This is a genomic window from Streptosporangium sp. NPDC049078, from assembly GCF_040648855.1.
GTDB lineage: Bacteria > Actinomycetota > Actinomycetes > Streptosporangiales > Streptosporangiaceae > Streptosporangium.
In genome coordinates, this window is record NZ_JBEZEL010000001.1 from 395,975 (window position 1) to 414,101 (window position 18,127).

Here is an 18,127-nt window from a genome sequence, read left to right on the forward strand (position 1 = left end):
CCTTTCCGGATTCCCTCACGAGTGACACGTGAGCCGTCGCCGCGACGGCTCCCCCTTTCCCAGCGCACGGGTGTTTTCCCACGCACGGGTGCGAGGTGGCGCGAACCGGCACCGGAACTTCGGCCACGAAACAACGCGAACCAACACCGAGACCCCGGCCACGGAACGACATGAGGTGGCACCGAGCCCCCCGCCACGGAACGACGTGGGCCGACGCCGGGACGATCCACCTCACGTCCGCGTCCGAGTCGGGCCGCACCCGCGACACCCGCGCCGAACTCACACCCGACGCCGCGATCTCACATCTAGGCCTTCTTTATTGTGATTTACACCACAAATTTATAATGGGAAAAATGCCAGTTATGCGTTAGATTCATCCTGCAGCCAAACTAACGGACCGATCCGTTAGAAAACCTGACGGGAGAGATCAGATGACCTTCCAGACCGGCCATGTCGGCCTCAACGTCTCCGACCTCGACAGGTCCAGGGACTTCTACCTGAAGATCTTCGGCTTCGAGGTCCTCGCCGAGTCCGGTGAGGCCGACCGCAGGTACGCCTTCCTCGGTCTCGACGGCACGCTGATGCTCACCCTCTGGCAGCAGAGCGAGGGCCGCTTCGCCACCGGCCTGCCCGGCCTGCACCACCTGTCCTTCCAGGTTCCGGACGTCGAGGCGGTCCGCCGGGCCGAGGACGCGATCAGGGAGGCCGGCGCCACGCTCCACCACGACGGCGTGGTGGCGCACGGCGAGGGCGCGTCCTCGGGCGGCGTGTTCTTCGAGGACCCCGACGGGATCCGGCTGGAGATCTACACGCCCACGGGCGTCGAAGGTTCTCCCGTACCGGTGGCCGCCGCTCCTACCTGCGGCTTCTTCTAGATGCCCGTGGAACACGCCGGAGAGCTCGCGGTCCAGCGAAGGGCCGGGGTCCGCGCGGTGGCGCTGGGCTCGGCCAGGACCCGGCCGGAGATCCCGACGGTGGCGGCCGAGTTCCTGGGGCGACAGCGGATGCTGCTGATCGGGGCGACAGGACGGGACGGACTCCTGTGGGCGTCCGTCCTGACCGGACCCGAGGGATTCGCGGAGGCGGTGGACGAGCGGACGGTCGTGATCGACGCGGTGCCCGGCGAGCACGACCCGCTGACCGGGCTGGACGGGGGCCAGATCGGGATGCTCGCGATCGAGCCGCGGAGCAGGCGCAGGATGCGGATCAACGGCACGGTCTCGCGGCAAGGCGACCGGCTGATCGTCCGTACCGAGCAGACGTACGCCAACTGTCCCAAGTACATCCAGGCGCGAGAGATCGTCACGGAACCGGCGGGACCCGCCTCCCGAACTCCCGGCTCCGCCGATCCCCACGGAGACTCCCCGGAAATTCCCGGCTCACCCGATCCCCATGAAAGGACCTCCGCTTCTCCCGATGCCGACCTCGCCGGTTTCTCCTCGGCGACGGCGTTCGGCGACGACGACCGGGCCTGGATCGAGGGCGCAGACACGTTCTTCGTCGCCACCACCGCGCCCGGCCTCGGCACCGACCTGTCGCATCGGGGCGGCAACCCCGGGTTCGTCCGGGTGCTGGACGACCGGCGGCTGGTCTGGCCGGAGTACGTCGGCAACTCCATGTACATGACGTTGGGGAACCTGGAGCTGGACGACAGCTGCGGCCTGCTCTTCCTCGACTGGGAGGGCGGCGACGCCCTGCACCTGACCGGACGTGCCCGCATCGACTGGGATCCGGGGAGCGTTCCGGGCGCGGAGCGACTGGTCAGGTTCGAGGTGGACCGGGTCGTCCGCGTACCGGGAGCCAGCCCGCTCCGCTGGAGGTTCACCGAGTACTCCCGCCACAACCCGCCGGTCTGACCGCACGGCCGGACGCATCGCCCTCGCCAATGAGGGCAGTAGGAAGGAAAGGACACGAAGCTGGAGCGTGGACACGGCCCGCCGTGAGGGTCCGAAGGGACTCCAGAGCGGCATACTGGCGATACGCCCCCGCGTAGTCGTAATGTCGCGACAGCGGCCGACCGGCAAGGAGCGGAGCGATGGCGATGCGGTTCGAGCACGAGTTCACGGTTCCCCTGCCTGTCGAGCAGGCGTGGCCGGTGCTGCTCGACGTCGAGCGGATCGCGCCCTGCCTGCCGGGTGCCGCCGTGGACAAGGTCGAGGGCGGCTCCTACACCGGCCGGATGAAGATGAAGATCGGCCCGGTCACGGTGACGTACCAGGGCGACGTCGCTTTCGAGAAGGTGGACGAGGACACCCACACCATGACCATCAGGGCCTCCGGAAAGGAGGCCAAAGGTCCGGGCACGGCCGGTGCCACGGTCGTCGCACGCCTGCACCCCCAGGGTCGCGAGACCCGGGTCACCGTCGACACCTCCTTCGATGTGACCGGCCGCCCGGCCCAGGCGGGCCGAGGCGTGCTGACCGAGGTGGGCGGGAAGCTGATCGACAAGTTCGAGGCCAACCTCTCCCGCCTGCTGGGCGAGGGCTCCGGCACGGAAACGACCGGCGTGGGCGGCCGGAGCGCGGCCGGGAAACCGGAGTCGGCCGACGACGTTCCGGCGATCTCGGAGAGCTGGGGTCCCGGCCCGGCCCGTCCGGCCGACTCGGACTCGACGGGCTCGACACCCCCCGGCGCCGGGAGCCCCGGCGCGGAGAGCGGCACCACCGGCTCGGCGTTCCCCGGCCCCGCAGGCTCCACCGGTCACGGCGCGGAAGGCCCCGGTGGCCCGGCGGCCTCTGAGGCGGCGGCGTCCGGGCTGGGTGGCCCCGGCGGCCCGGAAGGACTGAACGCCCCCGGCGTCCCGGCCACACCGGGACGTCACCTCAGCGCGGTGCCCACACCGCCCGGCCTCTCCGTCAACGAGGAGGCCGAGTCCCGCCAGAGCCACCCCGCGGGCACCTCGCGCACCTCGCTCAGCCCGGAAGAGGAGGCCCTGAACCTCCTGGAGGTCGCGGGCATGCCCCTGCTCAAGCGCATCGGCCCCCTGGTCGCCGCCCTGGCGGCCCTCATCCTGCTCACCTGGCTGATCCGCCGCGCTCTACGGCACTGACCAGCTGTCAGAGCGTCTCCCGCGATCCTCAGTAAACGCACTTTTCGACGTCGTCCGACGTGCAGCCCTTGGGTACGTGAGGCGACCTATCGGTCCAATCGGACTTTCCGACGGTGATTGTTGTGATCACAGTGCCGGATGGCATGCCGTCCCTGGCCGTCACCAATGCTTTGCGGAGACCGAGTGGGTCGCCGGTGGAGGGGTCGATCAAAATTCGGCTCTCCGTACCCTCGAACGAGGATTCGCGTGCCAGTGCGATCGCCACGCGCCCGTGGGGCCCCTGGACCGTTTCGATGATCCGAACACCAGGGAGAGCCGCCAGCATCCGGTAGACGGCCGCGCCCGTACCCGGCGAAATGGGCACGTCCCACAGGAGGGAGGACCCCAGTGACCAGAGCCAGTCGTCCACTGTCTCGTCAGGCCCTTTCGGTTTCGCCTTGCTGTACGCGGGCCAGTACGTGAGAAGTCTGGCCCTGAGATCTTCCGGCTTCTCCGGCAGTTCCATGACCTCCTTCACGTCCAAGGGCACGTTGAAGACCCGCAGGGGACGTGCCGGCCGATTCGAGGAATCCGGCGTGACAAGAGTCCGGTCGATCGGTGGAAGGTTGACGTCACAGTCGCGGTGCGAAGCGCAAAGCTCCGGCGAACCGGCCCGCTCCCACGCGGCACGGCCCTTCGCCGTGGACGGCACCGTACCGAGCCTGGTCCATTCGCGCACCGTGGGCAGAGTAGGGCTGTACCAGAGCGTCTGCCGTCCCCAGTCGTCGACGACGTAGCCGTTGACCCGCACCCGCAGGAACAACTGGGTGGTCGCCCGCCAGTACAGGCTCTCGACAGGCTTCGGTCTCGCCGCCGCCCGGTCGGCCACCGCCTCCAGCACCTCTCCCGGCCCTCCCGCCCGAGGTGCGGCGTCCGGCCCCAGTCGGGGCACGGTTACAACGAACGCGACCACCGTTGCCGTGGCAACGGCCGCGACCGCCCATCCAAAACGGCTACGGGACCGTCCTGCGAACCGTCGTTGTGAGAACCTCGCGTCGTTCAGCGCTCTGGCCCTGGTTTCGGCGACTCTCGCCGCATCGGCGAGCGGGACGTCGGGCATCACATCGTCAATGAACCGGAACTCGTTCAACAGACCTCCACTCCCAGCACGTCGCGCAGTTTGGTCCTCGCCCGGCTGAGCCGGGAGGCCACCGTGCCGTAGGCGACCCCGAGCGCCTCGGCGATCTCCTCGTAGGTCAGCCCTCCGTACGCGATCAGCAGCACCACGTCGCGCTCGCCCTTGGACAGCCGTGCCAATGCCCCTGACAACCGACCGACCGTGACCCCCGCCGTCACCCGCTCGGCAACCCGTTGATCGTGGCCGTCGTCGTCGGGAGGCGGTCCGGTCCTGGCCAGCGCCCGATAGCGGCGGATCTCGGCCCGACGGTGACGGCCGATCAGGTTGGTGGCGATGCCGTACAGCCAGAGCCGGACCCCGCCCCTGGCGGCATCGAACCGGTCGCGACGACGGAAGGCGATCAGGAACGTCTCGGCGGCCAGATCCTCGGCGACATCGAGGCCGAGCCGCCGCCCGATGTAGCGGCGAATCTCCTCGTAGTGGGCGTCGAAGACGGCGGCGAACCGCTCCCGGTCGACCAGCGAGGACAGATCAGAAACAGCGATCATGCAAGGGGCTCCCTTGCCAGAAGGACAAGACACCCCTTCTTGCCCGACGGGCATCCCACCCTTCCCTTATTTTTCGCCGTCCCTTTCGGCGGAAGCAGCCGGAACCTCTGGGCAGTCGCTACGGCCCCGGTGGACGTTCAGGCCGGTGCATCAGCCAACGATGGGATGAGAGTGGTGAAGGAGGTTGCCGGAGCCGAAGGACGCCGCTGCCCCCGCACTGATGCTCGTCGCCGTCTCGACCCAGGCCCTGGCCCTGGCCCTGGCCCTGGCCGACGATATCGACACCGCTTTCGGCTGACCTTCGCAGCCTGTTGATACGACATGCACGCGCCGTGCCGCGCTGCCCGCTTGTGGGGCCTTCATGGTTGCGCGCGACGCAGGGCACTCGCACTGGTTTGATGACTGCCTTGTTCGTAGCACTTCAGCCTGCCAGCCGATGTCGTCTCATTTGCACCACTGGAAGCTCTCTCGCCAAGTGCTTGGCCAGCGTCGTCTTCCCGGAGCCGGGCAGCCCGCACAGCAGGATCAGCCTGGATTCGGGGCTCATGTCCTCCCTCAAGGGTCATGGCGAACCTGGGCCGATGAGGCTCTGGAAGTCGTAGGGGTTCAAGCAGGAGACCAGTGTGGTGTCGACACCTCGACAGGCGCACAAAACACAGACCGACCTGATCTTAAATTTTGAGGAGTTCGGAATTGTCGGGAAGCTCGGATCGGGCCGCGTCAAGCCCTGCGATCTTGGCTCGAATCCTACTCGTGGTGTCTTCGACCTTTTCTAAGCTCCGGATGATCGCGGTAAGAAAGGAGTCCGTTGCCTCCAACAGGCCGGACTCTATAGGCATCCGTGTCCAACGATCTCCGATCTTGTCTTCGCGAACGATCGCCAGAACAGCTTCCCGTCCGACGAACTGAGCATCGACCCATTCGTCGAGCGCCTCAAGAGACTCGAAAACAAGCCCCTTCATGCCCGCCGCCACCTCTGCGTCCAGCTCCACGTAAGCCCAGACCGATAGATCTCTATCCCCTTCAAAGGTCATCGTGAAGAGGACTGCGGACTGTCCCATCCAGAAGACCCCGGTAAGTGGAATCTCGTACCGGTGAAAGACTTCCAGGCGGCTTGCTTGGGAATTTGGGCACCATGGCAGGCGACCTTGTTTCACCAGGGAGTCAAGGTTCACTGAAACCACCTCACATCTAGCCGTGTCCAACAAAACAGTCAGCAAACCCGGCCTCCACGCTGTCCGGCCACGGGATGTCCTGCCTCCCCAACGGGTCGTCATCCGGCCACACCACCGAAACATGGGGGCCGTTGACCCTTCTTCCCGGGGTGTGTACCACCGCGAAGCCGGCCTGCCTTAAGCGACCGGCAGTGGTATGGCGGACTTCCGACCTTTCGACTGCCGCTTTTATCGCCGCCTCGCCACCCCGCCTGATGCGGTAACGCGTGGCCTCTTCGGTGGTGAGCCTTCCTCTGAGAAGAGAAACTTCGCGTTCAGTTTCGACACGAGGCGCGTTAAGGAACTCCCCCGCATTCTTGGTGTGGTGAGTCAGCACTTCACTGTCCTTTACGCACCGTTCGGGAGGCGGTCCACAACTGCAGGCCTCTCCACGTACGTACCCTCGGTCTGGCTGGCTCATGAGACGGACGCTAACCAGCGACGCCTGCAGCCACTATAAGTTTCCCGTGATTGACAGAAGTTTTACCGTTCCCTTTAGCCGCATAAGGGATTTTATTCTATTCACATATAGTTTGCCACAGATGCCCGATCTTGCCGGATTTTAACCATCATCAGCCTACGCGCACCCGTCGGCAAAAGATAGAGGTTGGCCACAACCTTACTGCAGAGAGCATTGACTCGTCGCCCTCCGGCTGCCCGCAGACAAGTTTCGAGGATCCCTTCCCTATCGCCCGACCATGATCAATATTCTCTGGGAGGTGAGCAGTTTTATAGTCAATTAGATGCTTTTGCCGGACGGTAAGGACTTCTGCAAGAATCGCGCCACCCAACTAACCCATCGATCGAAGCCCAGAGTTAGATCACCAACAGCGATTTACGACTGTTTGATAGCCGCGTGTACGCGGGGTGGCCTGGCGTCCGCAGGTCTCGCCGAGCTTGGCCGACCACTGTATCGAGCCCGGCAGGTGGAGGCTGGGCGGCTTAGAAGATCATGCATGCCAGACCCCTCCGAGGAGGACTGTGACGCGACCGGGCGATGAGAGGATCGAAGTCCTCCTGACGGCCCCGGCCGTCACGGCTCGGGCGGTGCCCGGCAGCACGGGACCTGGATCGCGCCCCATAGGGCATCAAAAATAGTGTTATCAGTGGACAAGTAGGACAACTGCCTACTTTTTCCCGGGAATATCTCGGGTCGTGATCAATATCCCGGAATGCAGCGTTGTGGTCATCACCTACAACGATGCCCCACGGCTGGCCAGGGCCGTGCGGTCCGTACTCCGGCAGTCCCTGCGCGACATCGAGGTGATCATCGCGGACGACGCGAGCACCGACGACACCGAGAGGGTGGCCCGGCAGTTGCAGCGCAAGGACCCGAGGGTCCGCTACCTGCGCGGGGAGGTCAACAGCGGGGGGTGCGGGGTCCCGCGCAACAGGGGCGTGGCGGCGGCGCGGGCGCCGTACGTGATGTTCCTGGACAGCGACGACGAGCTGACGAGACACGCCTGCAAGAGCATGCTGCTGGAGATCGAGAGGACCGGCGCGGACTTCGTCACCGGGCAGATCACCCGGCTGTACGAGCGGAGCGGGAAGACCGCGCGCTACTACCCCGCGCTGTTCGCCAGGCGCAGGACGGTCGAGGGGATCGCCCAGGAGCCGGAGATGTTCCTCGACTCCTTCAGCACCAACAAGCTGTACCGGGCCGAACTGCTGCGGCAGGTGCCGTTCCGCGAGGACATGCACTACGAGGACCATGTCTTCACCACCGCCCTGTACTGCGCGGCGCGGCGGTTCGCCGTGGTCCCCTGGGTGGTCTACATCTGGCACCGGGCCTCGGCGGAGAGCGAGACCCGGTTGTCGATCTCGCTGTGCCTGACGGAGATGACGAACGTCCGCTCCAGGATCAGGGCGGCCCGCCTCAGCGACGACATCCTGCGGGACAACGGCCTCGGCCACCTGGTGCACGAGCGGCAGCGCCGCTTCATCCGCCAGGACCTGCGGGTCTATCTCAACCCGCTGCCCTCGCGCGACCCGGCGTGGATCGAGGAGTTCGTCTCGGTGGTCCGCCCCTACCTGGCGGAGCTCGACCCGGTGGTGTTCGAGACGATCGACCCGCTGATGCGGGTCTGCTGCAGCTTCATCCTCGACGGCAGGCCCGACGAGCTGCTGGTGGCCGCCCGGTCGCTGAACGGCCCGAAGGCCCCGCCGCGCGTCGCCGTACGGGAAGGGGGGCGCACCTACTGGGGCGCGGTCCCCGACGAGAGGCGGGAGATCACCTCGCTTCGGATGGCCGAGCTTCCCTACAGCGCCTCCCGGCTGCGCCACGAGGCGGTCGTCACCGGCAAGGGCTCGCTGATCAGGCTCGCGATCACGACGTACGACCCGTTCGGCGTGCTCACCGCCACGCCCGGCTGGACCGCGTACCTGCGGTTCAGGAACGATCGGCTGCGGCTGGAACCGCGCGAGCAGCCGGACGGCGGTTATCTGAGCGAGGCGACGATCGACCTCACCACGATCCACCACGGCCGGCTGGGCTTCGAGGGCCGCTACGACCCGGTGATCGAGATCCTCAACCCCGACGGACGGGTCACCGCCGACCGGTTGCTCGTCGACCCGTCCACCGCGCCGTTGGGCACGACCGTCCTGTGCCACGAGATCGTCGTCAAGGCGGAGGGGAACGCCGCGTTCCTGCGGGTGCTCTGGCGCCGCCAGGGGCTGCTGCGGCAGCTGCCCAGGCTCAAGCGGGCCGCCGCCCGCCTGCTGCGGAAGGTGAGCGGGCCGGAGGTGAAGCTCCGCGTCTACAGAAGCCTGATCTCCGTGCTGCCCGCGCGCAGGGACCTCGCCCTGTTCGAGTCCGATGTCGGCACCGGATACACCGGGAACCCGCGCTACATCTACGAGGAGCTCAGGCGACGCGGCGCGCCGCTGAAGATGGTGTGGTCGGCCGCCACGGCACGGGGGCACTTTCCCTCCGGTGTCCGGCTGGTACGGCGGATGAGCTGGCGCCACATCTGGACCATGGCGAGGGCGGGCTACTGGGTCGACAGCCATGGCATGCCGCTCGCCTATCCGAAACCGCCGGGCACCCGCTACCTGCAGACCTGGCACGGCCAGGGCATCAAGTCGGTCGGCTTCGACGCGCCCGACCTGCGCGCCGACTTCGACGGACCGAGGGCGACCTGGCGGGCCGCGGTGGACCGCTGGGACGCGCTGGTCTCGCCCAGCGCCGAGTTCGAGCGGGTCTTCGTGCCCTCCAACGGCTACCGGGGGCGGTTGCTGCGGCACGGTTCTCCCCGCTGTGACGTGCTCGTGCGCGGCGACCGGGAGGCGGCGGGGCGGGCGAGGAGGCGACTGGAGATCCCGCACTGGTCCAGGGTGCTGCTGTACGCCCCCACCTACCGCGACCGGGCCAAGGGGTCCGGGCAGTCGGTCAGGGCCGACCTGGACGCGATGGCCGAGGCCCTCTCCGGCGACTGGACGGTGATCCTGCGGACCCACCCGGTCGAGCGGTTCGAGGTGCCCGAGCATCTGCGCCACTTCGTCCGGCACGCGGGCTCCTATCCGGAGGTGAACGACCTGATCCTGCTCTCGGACGCGCTGCTCACCGACTACTCGTCGCTGATGTGCGACTACGCGATCACCGGGCGGCCGATGCTGTTCCTGATCGACGACTGGGACGAGTACCGCAGGGTGGAACGCGGCGTCTACCACGACCTGCCCGCGATCGCCCCCGGCCCCTGCCTCACCACGACCGAGGAGCTGATCGAGGTGCTGCGAGATCTCGACGGGACGACGGCGGCGTTCGCCTCCAGGTACATCGCGTTCCGCAGGACGTGGTGCGCCGACGAGAAGGGGAACGCCTCGGCGAACGTGGTGGACGCCTTCTTCGACCCCCGGCACGCCCAGGCCCCTCTCCCCTCCGACGTGCGGGAACGCCCCCCGATCGTGCCACGGCACCTGGCACGCCTGCCGCTGCTCGGACGGTCGCGGTGACCGGCGGGCGCGGTGGGGCGGTGGTGTTCGCGTGCCTGGACGCCGACACCCTGGGCGGCGTCCAGCGCGTCACCCACACCGTGGCGCAGGGCCTGGCGGAACGGGGCCGCGAGGTGCACGTGATCGGGCTGCATCGGTCGGAGAAGCCGTTCCGCTATGTGGAACGGCCTCGCTACACCAGTCACGTGATCCACCGGGCTCCGGTGGGAAGGCTCTCCCGACTCGGCAGGCGCCGCGAGCGGCAGGCGCTCGACAGGCTGCTGCGGGAGGTGGGGTCGGGGTTCGCGGTGCTCTCCTCGCCCAGCGTGGTCACCCGGATCGGGGACCTGCTGCCCGAGCGACTGCTGCCGATCGGGCAGTACCACGGATCCTACGAGCACGCGCGGGGATCGTGGCACCTCGGCTCGGTCCGCGGCCACTACGGCGCCCTGGAGAAGGCGGTGTTCCTCAGCGAGGAGGACGCGTGGCTGTTCTCCGAGCACGCGTTGCTGCCCAACACCTGGTCCATCCCGAACCCGCTGCCCGTCTGGCCCTCGCGGACCGCGGACCTCACCGCCCGCCGGGTGCTCGGGGTCGGCAGGCTGGAGGGCGTGAAACGGTTCGACCGGCTGATCTCGGCCTTCGCGCGGGCGTGCGGCCGTCCGGGTCCCGGAGGCACAGAGGGCGCAGAGGGCGACGGCGACCACCCGGATCTCGTGAGGGCCCGTCGCGAGGCGAGCGAGGGCTGGGAGCTGCACCTGATCGGCGAGGGGGCCGAGCGGGAACGGCTCCTGTCGCACGCCGCGGAGTGCGAGGTGAGCGACCGGGTGGTGTTCCGCGGCGCGGTGCCCGCCGCCCGGATGGCGGACGAGTACACGGGCGGGTCGCTGCTCGCGCTGTCCAGCGAGCACGAGGGGCTGCCGCTGGTGGTCGGCGAGGCGGCCTCCTACGGGGTGCCCTCGGTGGCGTTCGACGTGTCGAGCGGACTCAGGTCACTCGTACTGGACGGGCAGACCGGGGTGCTGGTGCCCCCGGCCGACGTGACCGGGCTCGCCGCCGCGCTGGCCGGGCTGATCGCCTCGGCCGCGGAGCGGCGGCGGCTGGGAGCCGCCGCCCGCGCGCACGTCGAGGCGTTCCGCCCCGACCACGTCCTGGACCGCTGGGAGGCCCTGTTCGACCAGATCACCCGCTGACCGTCCCCGGACCGGCGGGAACCCCTGTCCGGATCACACCCTGACCGCGTACCACCGGCGGAAAGCCCTGCCCGGATCACCCTCTGACCGCGTACCGCCGGCGGGAAGTCCCGTTCGGCCGGATGCCGACCACGTACCGGATCGGCGGGAAGCCCCTCACCTGCCGGCCGCGACGGGCTCGGTGCGCGGCATGGGCACCCCGGCCAGCACGATCTGGGCGGAGGTGAGCCGGGCCCCCAGCGGATTCGGCTCGCGGAGCCGGATCAGCCGGTCGAACGTCACCCTTTTCACCCGGGTCAGCTTCCGCCTGGCCGCCGTCCGCTCGTAGGACATCAACCGCGAGGTCTCGGCCTTCGGCGCCCCGGTGAGCTCGTACCCGTACGTCTGCAGCCGGTCCCCGAGCACGCTCTCGCACAGCGAGATCTCGCCGGGGTCGAGCCGGTCACGCCACGAACCGGCCCGCGCGGTGGTCACCTCGCCGAAGGTGCGCGCGTGCCAGGTCTTGCGTGCGGGTACGGCGATGCCGGCCATCGCGCCCGGGTCGCACATGGCGGGGGCGAAGTCCTCACCGAGGAACTCGCACAACCTGCGCAGGTGGGCCTCCGGCTCCGCGGTCAGGTCCTCGTAGCGCAGCTCGTGGTAGCTGCCGCCCGGCAGTTTCGGCGCGCCGTGCCTGGCGAAGTCGATCGCCTCGGCCCAGGCGGAGACCGCGCTGTAGACGGTCCCGTTGTACCAGGGCATCTCCTTCAGCGACGCCACGCAGTCGCGGCCGTCCCTGATCAGGTGCACGAACTGGGCGTCGGGGAACAGCCGCAGCAGCACGTCGGTGTACTGGAAGTACGAGGGCCGCTTGTCACCCCAGCGCGGCTTGCCGTGCCTGGCCGCGTAGGCGCGCAGCACGATGCCCAGCGCGGAGCCGAGTGTCGGCGGCCCGCCGACGATCTGGTCGAGCACCTCGTCGCGGTCCAGTTCCAGCTCGTGGAAGCGTGACTGGCGCCGGTCGACCACCCATTCGCCCAGCTCACGCCGGTGCGCGGCGTCGTTGAGGTCGCCGAACTGGAGCCGCCGCTGGTAGGCGGAGACCATGAACCGGGTCTCCGGCGGGATGGCGACGCGCGGGTGGGCGTGCAGCATCAGCTGCAGCATCGTGGTCCCCGAGCGGGGACAGCCCAGGATGAAGATCGGGCGATCGGGCTTCATCTCAGACCTTCGCAAGCTCGCCGAGTTGCCGGCTGGTGAGCCTCGCGGCCACCGGGCTCGGCTCGCGGAACCGGTTGACGCGGTCGCGCATCTCCTTGCGCCTGCGTGCCCAGCGCCGCTTGGACGCCGCCTTCTCGCACGCCTCGACGTGGGTCTTGCTCGCCTTGGGGGCGCCGCTCAGCTCGTAGCCGTTCGCGGTGAGCCGGTCGCCGAGCACCGTCTCGCACACCGAGATCTCCCAGGGCTCCAGCCTGGCCTTCCACGACCCCGCCCTCGCCGTCGTGACGTCGCCGTGGGTGTGGCTGTGCCAGACCTTGTGCTGCGGGATCGCCACCCTGGCGACGTGGTACGGCTCGGTCATCGCCGGGTCGTAGTCCTCGCCGAGGAAGTCGCAGAGCTTGCTCAGCTCGGTCTCCGGGTAGGCCGTCAGGTCCTCGTAACGCAGCTCGTAGTAGCTGTCGGCGGGGAGCCTCTTGGCGTGGCGGCGGCCGTAGTCGATCGCCTCGCTCCAGTTGACCGCCGCGTGGAAGACGTCCTTGGTGTACCAGGGCATCTCCTTCAGCGACGCCACGCAGTCGCGGCCGTCCCTGATCAGGTGCACGAACTGGGCGTCGGGGAACAGCCGCAGCAGAAGGTCCACGTGGTGGTAGTAGCTGGGCCGCTTGTCACCCCAGCGGCTCTTGCCGTACTGCTCGGCGTAGGAGCGGAAGGTGATTCCCATCGCCGACCCCAGCGTGGGCGGACCGGCGACGATGTCGTCGATCAGCCTGTCCCCGTCGAGCTTGAGCTCCTTGAACTTGGTGTCCTTGTCGCTCACGATCCACCGGCCGACCCTGCGCCGGTTGCGTTCCTCGCGCAGGTCCCCGAAGGAGAACCTGCGGTAGTAGCCGGGCACCACGAACCGTGTCTCCGGAGGCACCGCGATGCGCGGGTGCGAGTGCAGCATGAGCTGCAGCATCGTGGTGCCGGAACGCGGACAACCGATCACGAAGATCGGGCGGTCGGACTGCATGACAACGAACCCCCGTAAAGCTTGGTCAAACAGATATGCGTGGCGCCTTCCCGACGAGCGGTACGACGGGCACCACCCGGGCGAAGAGCCACATTCGGTAGATCAGAACGACCTCGTTCAGCAGAAGCAGGACCCCCGCCGCGACCGCGAGGGGTACCAGGGCGACCGTCCCGACCAGCGGGGCGACCACGAACACGGCGGCGTGGAACTCGATACCGCTGATCAGGTGGGTCCGCACCCGGTGGCGGGCCAGGAGTCGGGTGAACCTGCGGGGCAGCCTCGGGCGCCTGCCTTTCCTGGGCCCCCGCCGTCCGGCCCCGTCCTCTCCCCGGTTCTCGCCGCGCACCTCTTCACGGTCTTCTTCCTGGTCCTCGAATCCGGCGACTCGCAGCGGCTCGCGGGGCGTGATGACCTCGACGGGCCTGAGGTGTCCCGCGTGGGCGGTGTGCCCGGCGGCCACCGGCGCCTCCCCCGCCCTGGGGGATCCCACGGTCACCACGGACTCGACGGGTACCGGCCGTCCGAGCCGGTTCTCCCTGACCACCTCGCGCACGCGCTTCATCTGCGGCGCGTTCACGTAGCGGAACAGGTCGAGGACGGCCACCCCGGCGCCCAGCAGGATGTAGGAGACGTCGCCCGTCGCCACGTACTGCCCGGACGCCAGCCCCGCGGCGCAGCAGAGCACCCTGATCCGGTCGCCCACGTAGTCGAGCCAGAGCCCGAACGCCGTCCCCGTCCCCTTGAGCCGGGCGATCTTCCCGTCCATGCAGTCGACCATGAAGCTCACGTAGAACAGCAGTGCCCCCGCGGCGAGCCGTCCTGACGCGAAGCAGATCGCCGAGCACATGCCGAGGATCAGGGAGAAACGGGTGAGCCCGTTGGGGGTGATGGACGTGTGGTTGGCGACGAGCAGGGTGAGCCTGCACGCCACCGGGTCGACCAGGAAAACGGTCCACCAGGAGTCTTTTCGTTTCCGGGTCGCGAGAACGTCGTCCAACGAATAGGCCCTCATGCGTTCCAGCATGGCCACGCGGTGTCTCCTGTCATCTACGCTCTGTAACTACTAGAAGATCTCCATGCCACTTCTTGACCGACCCGCGCCATGGGGCTCCGGCGCTTGAAGGACACGAAAGGCCGAGGAGGGTCTCCCCGGCCTTTCGTGAGGACGACGGGCGGCTACCGGAAGATCCGGTCCACGGCCCTGGCCGCCGCGCCGCCGTCCTCCAGCGGGCAGAACCTGGCGGTGAAGGCGTCGTACAGCTTCCGGTACTCACCGCGCACCTCGTCGGCGTCCCGTACGGCCGTCACGACCTCCTCGGTCGTGCGCAGCAGCGGCCCGGGGGCCTCGGCCTCGAAGTCGAAGTAGAAGCCGCGCACCTCGTCGCGGTAGCGCTCCAGGTCGTAGGTGAAGAAGAACATCGGCTTGCCGGTCACCGCGAAGTCGAACATCGCCGACGAGTAGTCCGTGATCAGCATGTCCGCGACCAGGTAAAGCTCCTGGATGTCCGGATATATCGAGACATCGAAGAGGAAGTCCGTGCCGACCCTGGGCAGCCTGTCCGTGACGTTCGGGTGCTTACGGATCATGAGCACATGGTCCTCGCCGAGCTTCTCCGCCATGTGCCGAACGTCGAGGCGCAGGTCGAGCCGGTAGCGTCCCCTGCTGTAGAGCTTGTCGTCGCGCCACGTCGGGGCGTACAGGATGACCTTCTTGCCCTCGGGCAGGCCGAGACGCTCCCGGATCTTTCCGATCCGCTCGGCTCCGGCACGACGCAGCAGGTCGTCGCGAGGAGAGCCGATCTCCAGGATCTCCCCCTCGAACCGCAGGGCACCGTCCAGGATCGAGGTGCACCAGGGACTCGGCGAGATGAGGTGGCTCCACCGGGCGACGGCCCTGGCGAGCCGCTCGTGTTGGTCGGGCCTGGCGAACGGCACCTTCTCGACGTCGAACCCGACGCGCTTCAACGGCGTGCCCCGCCAGGTCTGCAGCACCGTCTGCCCCTGCCTGCGCTCGAACCAGGAGGGCAGGTGGCTGTTGGTCACGATGTACCTGCAGCGGGCGAGGGCCTCGAAGAACTCCCGCCCGTACCGGCGGACCGGCGTCACCCCCTCGGGCAGTTCCACCTGCCCGTCCCGCACGACCCACATGAACTCCAGGTCCGAACCCCGCCGCACGAGCTCCTCGTAGATCGCCTTCGGGCTGTCGGAGAACTGCCTGCCCCCGTAACCGTCGAAGAGGACGGCGGGCCGCAGCGGTTCCTGGCACCTCGCGGGGTAGAAGTCCTCGCGCAGCAACCGCTGCTGCTTCGGCCTGCCCGAGGCGCGCAGGTCGTCGCTCACGGTGAAGACGGCCTCGTTCATCAGGTCGGTGTCGAAGACGAACGTACGGGTGGCGGAGATGTGCTCCAGCGGCGCGGACAGCCGGAACTCCATGCGCATGTCACCGGTGCCGGCGCCGGTACGGATCGCGAAGCCGTGCGTGCCCGCCGGCAGCGGCAGCCACCCACCGAGCGTCTCGCTCCCCTCGGGCGTCACCGTGGCACTGCCGTCGACGAGCGGGAAGAGCCGCTCGGTGAGCCGGTTGCGCGAGGTGACGACCAGCCACGCCGGGCCGTCGATCGGGCGCATCGGGGCCCCGGTCACCCTGAGGTGGCCCAGGTCGGTCCACTCCACCCGCTCCACGTAGAACGTCGGCCGCTGCTCGCGCAGCACGAGCCCACCGGCCTGCGACCGGTTCAGCACCACGTCGCGCCCGCGGAGCCGGTAGAGGCCACGCTCCACGTCGCGGGCGACGAGCAGCGGCCGGGCCTTTCCTTCGGCGGGGACGACCTCGAAGTGCCACTCGGCCCCGGGGTTGAGCGCGCTCATCTCCAGGCCGGCCGGGTCGAGCTCCGGCCAGTGCTCGGACAGCACCCCGTCGAGGTCGACCACCGCCTCGAAGGCGCCGTCCGACACGGTCATCGGGTAGCGCCGGTCACGGCCCCCCTGCGGCCGGACCAGCCGCAGCGTCGGTGCGGCGCCGAGGTCGTCGTCGCACCGGCCGCCGATCCTCAGCTTGCCCTCGGCCACCCGGTGGCCGGTGACCCAGCCCCCCGGCCGCTCCACCCGGAGCCTGAACTCCTCGGCGGGCGTCCACTCCGTCCACGCCACGGTCCCCGGCTCGCGCTCGGTGAACTCCAGCCGCCGTGCGGCCGGGCTCGGCTGCCCCAGCCTTCCCCGGCGCAGGAGTCCTCGGGACAGTACGCACAGGTCGATCCGCCAGGACGAGCCGGCCGGGAGCTTGGCGGGATCGACGGTGAGCCGGAACCCGCACCAGTCCTTGCGCCTGCGCGGGCCGGTGTCGACCAGCGACAGGCCCCGCCTGATCGTGACGGGGAGCCGGATCCTGCGCCGGCGACCTTCGAGTCCTTCGGTGCCCTCAGCGCCCTTAGCGCCCTTGGCGCCCCCGGTGCCCTTGGCGTCCCCGGTGCTCTCGGGGCCCTCTGGGACGAGCCAGGCGAGGAGGTGCTGCTGCATCCGCCTGCGGGGACGCAGGTAGCGCAGCGAGACCCGGCCCTCGACGACCAGCTTGTCGTCCTTCCATTCCAGGCTGTCCACCCGCTGGCGCAGGTCCAGTTCCTCGCGCATCCGCGTGGCGGACCGCTCGACCTGAACGGGGACGTTGAGGTGGTACCCGCGCAGGCTGCTCCCGACGACGCGGGCGGTCGGCTTCACCGTCCTGTCCCACTCCAGCAGCTGGAGCAGGTCGCTCATCCTGCGTTCCTTGACGAGGATCCACTTCGCCCTGCGCTGCGCGGGGATGAGCGGGAGAACCTTCGGCCCCGCCCTGTCGAGATAGGCGCACGCCAGGTCGAGGAAGCGACTCCGGAACTCCTCCCCCGCCTGGTCGAGCACCTGCAGGAAGTTCGGCAGGTCGCTGTCGAGGACCATCCGGTCCCACGCCCTCAGGTGCTGGGTCCGCCCCGTGTCGACGAGGAAACTCCGCACGGAGTCGACGGCGGCGAACCGGTCCTCGATCCCCTTGAGGTGCCCCCGGTTCTGGGTGATCGAGACGCTCTCCCCCTCCCGCTCCCGCCACAGGTAGACCGGAGTGGACAGCACGTCCACCGCCCCGGCGAGGAAGTGGGCGGGCAGGGCGACGGCGATGTCCTCCCACAGGACCCCCTCGGGAAAGCTCAGCCCCCGCTCGTCCCAGAAGGAGCGCCGCCAGAGCTTGTTCGTGACCAGCCGGTCCTTGAGCAGGATCTCGTCGGCGGTCACGTGGGTCCGCCTGGCGGAGTTGGCGAAGATCGCCTTGTGCATCGCCGACTGGCGCACCCCCTGCCCGCTGAAGCGCAGGACGTTGCCCGTGACGAGATCGGATCCGCTCTCCGTCAGAGAGCACACCATCGTCTCGACGGCCGTCAACGGGAGCATGTCGTCGCTGTCCAAAAAGGCGAGGAAATCACCGCTGGCGTGCCTTATGCCGGTGTTGCGCGCGGTGCCAAGGCCCCCGTTCTCCTGCCGGATCAGCCGGAACCGGGCGTCACGCTCGACGAAGGTCTCGGCGATCTCCGCACTGGAGTCGGGAGAGCCGTCGTCCACCATGACGACCTCGATGTCACTCCAGGTCTGCGCGACCAACGACTCCAGACACGCCTCAAGGTACGGCTCCACGTTGTATATGGGCACGATGATGCTCACTGGGGCCACGATCGGTCCTCCGGTAGTCGAAAGCTCACAGTCCGGTCCATCGGCGTGAACGCCGGACATGGCACGCGGGCGAAGATCCACTCAGCGTGGAAGACGTCACGGGCGCGCGGCGGGAAGCCCAGTGGTCGCCGGAAAGCGGCGGAAGGAGCCCGTGTGCCCGTCGACACAACCT

Annotated in this window: 13 protein-coding genes; 5 read left to right on the forward strand and 8 right to left on the reverse strand. The window is 68.5% G+C overall.

Annotated elements, in window-relative coordinates; all coding sequences use genetic code 11:
* The first annotated feature begins 431 nt into the window (after nt 1-431).
* The 3 genes from AB0B90_RS01640 (at nt 432) to AB0B90_RS01650 (ending at nt 3,049) form a co-directional block, all read left to right on the forward strand.
* Nucleotides 432-875 carry a VOC family protein gene (locus AB0B90_RS01640; protein ID WP_350943399.1) on the forward strand — a complete coding sequence of 148 codons (444 nt, stop codon included), beginning with the start codon at nt 432-434 and terminating at the stop codon, nt 873-875.
* Nucleotides 876-1,856 (forward strand): pyridoxamine 5'-phosphate oxidase family protein, encoded by a 981-nt coding sequence (locus tag AB0B90_RS01645; protein ID WP_350943398.1) that lies wholly within the window; start codon nt 876-878, stop codon nt 1,854-1,856. It abuts the gene before it with no gap.
* Between the two features lie 179 nt (nt 1,857-2,035).
* Nucleotides 2,036-3,049 (forward strand): SRPBCC domain-containing protein, encoded by a 1,014-nt coding sequence (locus tag AB0B90_RS01650; protein WP_350943396.1) that lies wholly within the window; start codon nt 2,036-2,038, stop codon nt 3,047-3,049.
* Between the two features lie 28 nt (nt 3,050-3,077).
* Here the strand turns inward: AB0B90_RS01650 and AB0B90_RS01655 are convergent, their stop codons facing one another.
* From AB0B90_RS01655 to AB0B90_RS01670, 4 genes are all read right to left on the reverse strand, one after another.
* On the reverse strand, nt 3,078-4,178 hold the full coding sequence (locus tag AB0B90_RS01655; protein ID WP_362920233.1) for a CU044_5270 family protein: 1,101 nt from the start codon (nt 4,176-4,178) through the stop codon (nt 3,078-3,080).
* A complete protein-coding gene (locus tag AB0B90_RS01660; protein WP_362920235.1) occupies nt 4,175-4,714 on the reverse strand; it encodes an RNA polymerase sigma factor in 540 nt (179 codons plus the stop codon). Before AB0B90_RS01660 ends, AB0B90_RS01655 begins: the two co-directional genes overlap by 4 nt.
* Nucleotides 4,715-5,135: 421 nt before the next feature.
* A complete protein-coding gene (locus tag AB0B90_RS01665) occupies nt 5,136-5,261 on the reverse strand; it encodes an AAA family ATPase (RefSeq protein WP_362920237.1) in 126 nt (41 codons plus the stop codon).
* Between the two features lie 124 nt (nt 5,262-5,385).
* Entirely contained in the window at nt 5,386-5,889 is a 504-nt protein-coding gene (locus AB0B90_RS01670) for a hypothetical protein (protein WP_350943390.1), read from the reverse strand.
* Between the two features lie 1,194 nt (nt 5,890-7,083).
* Between AB0B90_RS01670 and AB0B90_RS01675 the strand changes: the two genes are divergently transcribed.
* Entirely contained in the window at nt 7,084-9,879 is a 2,796-nt protein-coding gene (locus AB0B90_RS01675) for a CDP-glycerol glycerophosphotransferase family protein (RefSeq protein ID WP_350943388.1), read from the forward strand.
* On the forward strand, nt 9,876-11,051 hold the full coding sequence (locus tag AB0B90_RS01680; RefSeq protein WP_350943386.1) for a glycosyltransferase: 1,176 nt from the start codon (nt 9,876-9,878) through the stop codon (nt 11,049-11,051). Before AB0B90_RS01675 ends, AB0B90_RS01680 begins: the two co-directional genes overlap by 4 nt.
* Nucleotides 11,052-11,207: 156 nt before the next feature.
* Here AB0B90_RS01680 and AB0B90_RS01685 read toward each other — a convergent pair whose 3' ends face one another.
* The 4 genes from AB0B90_RS01685 to AB0B90_RS01700 all read right to left on the reverse strand — a co-directional run bounded on the left by AB0B90_RS01685 (nt 11,208) and on the right by AB0B90_RS01700 (nt 17,946).
* A complete protein-coding gene (locus AB0B90_RS01685; RefSeq protein WP_350943384.1) occupies nt 11,208-12,251 on the reverse strand; it encodes a sulfotransferase in 1,044 nt (347 codons plus the stop codon).
* A gap of 1 nt (nt 12,252) precedes the next feature.
* A complete protein-coding gene (locus AB0B90_RS01690) occupies nt 12,253-13,263 on the reverse strand; it encodes a sulfotransferase (protein ID WP_350943382.1) in 1,011 nt (336 codons plus the stop codon).
* 25 nt (nt 13,264-13,288) lie between these two features.
* Nucleotides 13,289-14,275 carry a CDP-alcohol phosphatidyltransferase family protein gene (locus AB0B90_RS01695; RefSeq protein WP_350943380.1) on the reverse strand — a complete coding sequence of 329 codons (987 nt, stop codon included), beginning with the start codon at nt 14,273-14,275 and terminating at the stop codon, nt 13,289-13,291.
* A 164-nt stretch (nt 14,276-14,439) separates the two neighbouring features.
* Nucleotides 14,440-17,946: a bifunctional glycosyltransferase family 2 protein/CDP-glycerol:glycerophosphate glycerophosphotransferase gene (locus AB0B90_RS01700; protein ID WP_362920240.1), complete on the reverse strand. Its 3,507-nt coding sequence runs from the start codon at nt 17,944-17,946 to the stop codon at nt 14,440-14,442.
* Nucleotides 17,947-18,127 lie beyond the last annotated feature (181 nt).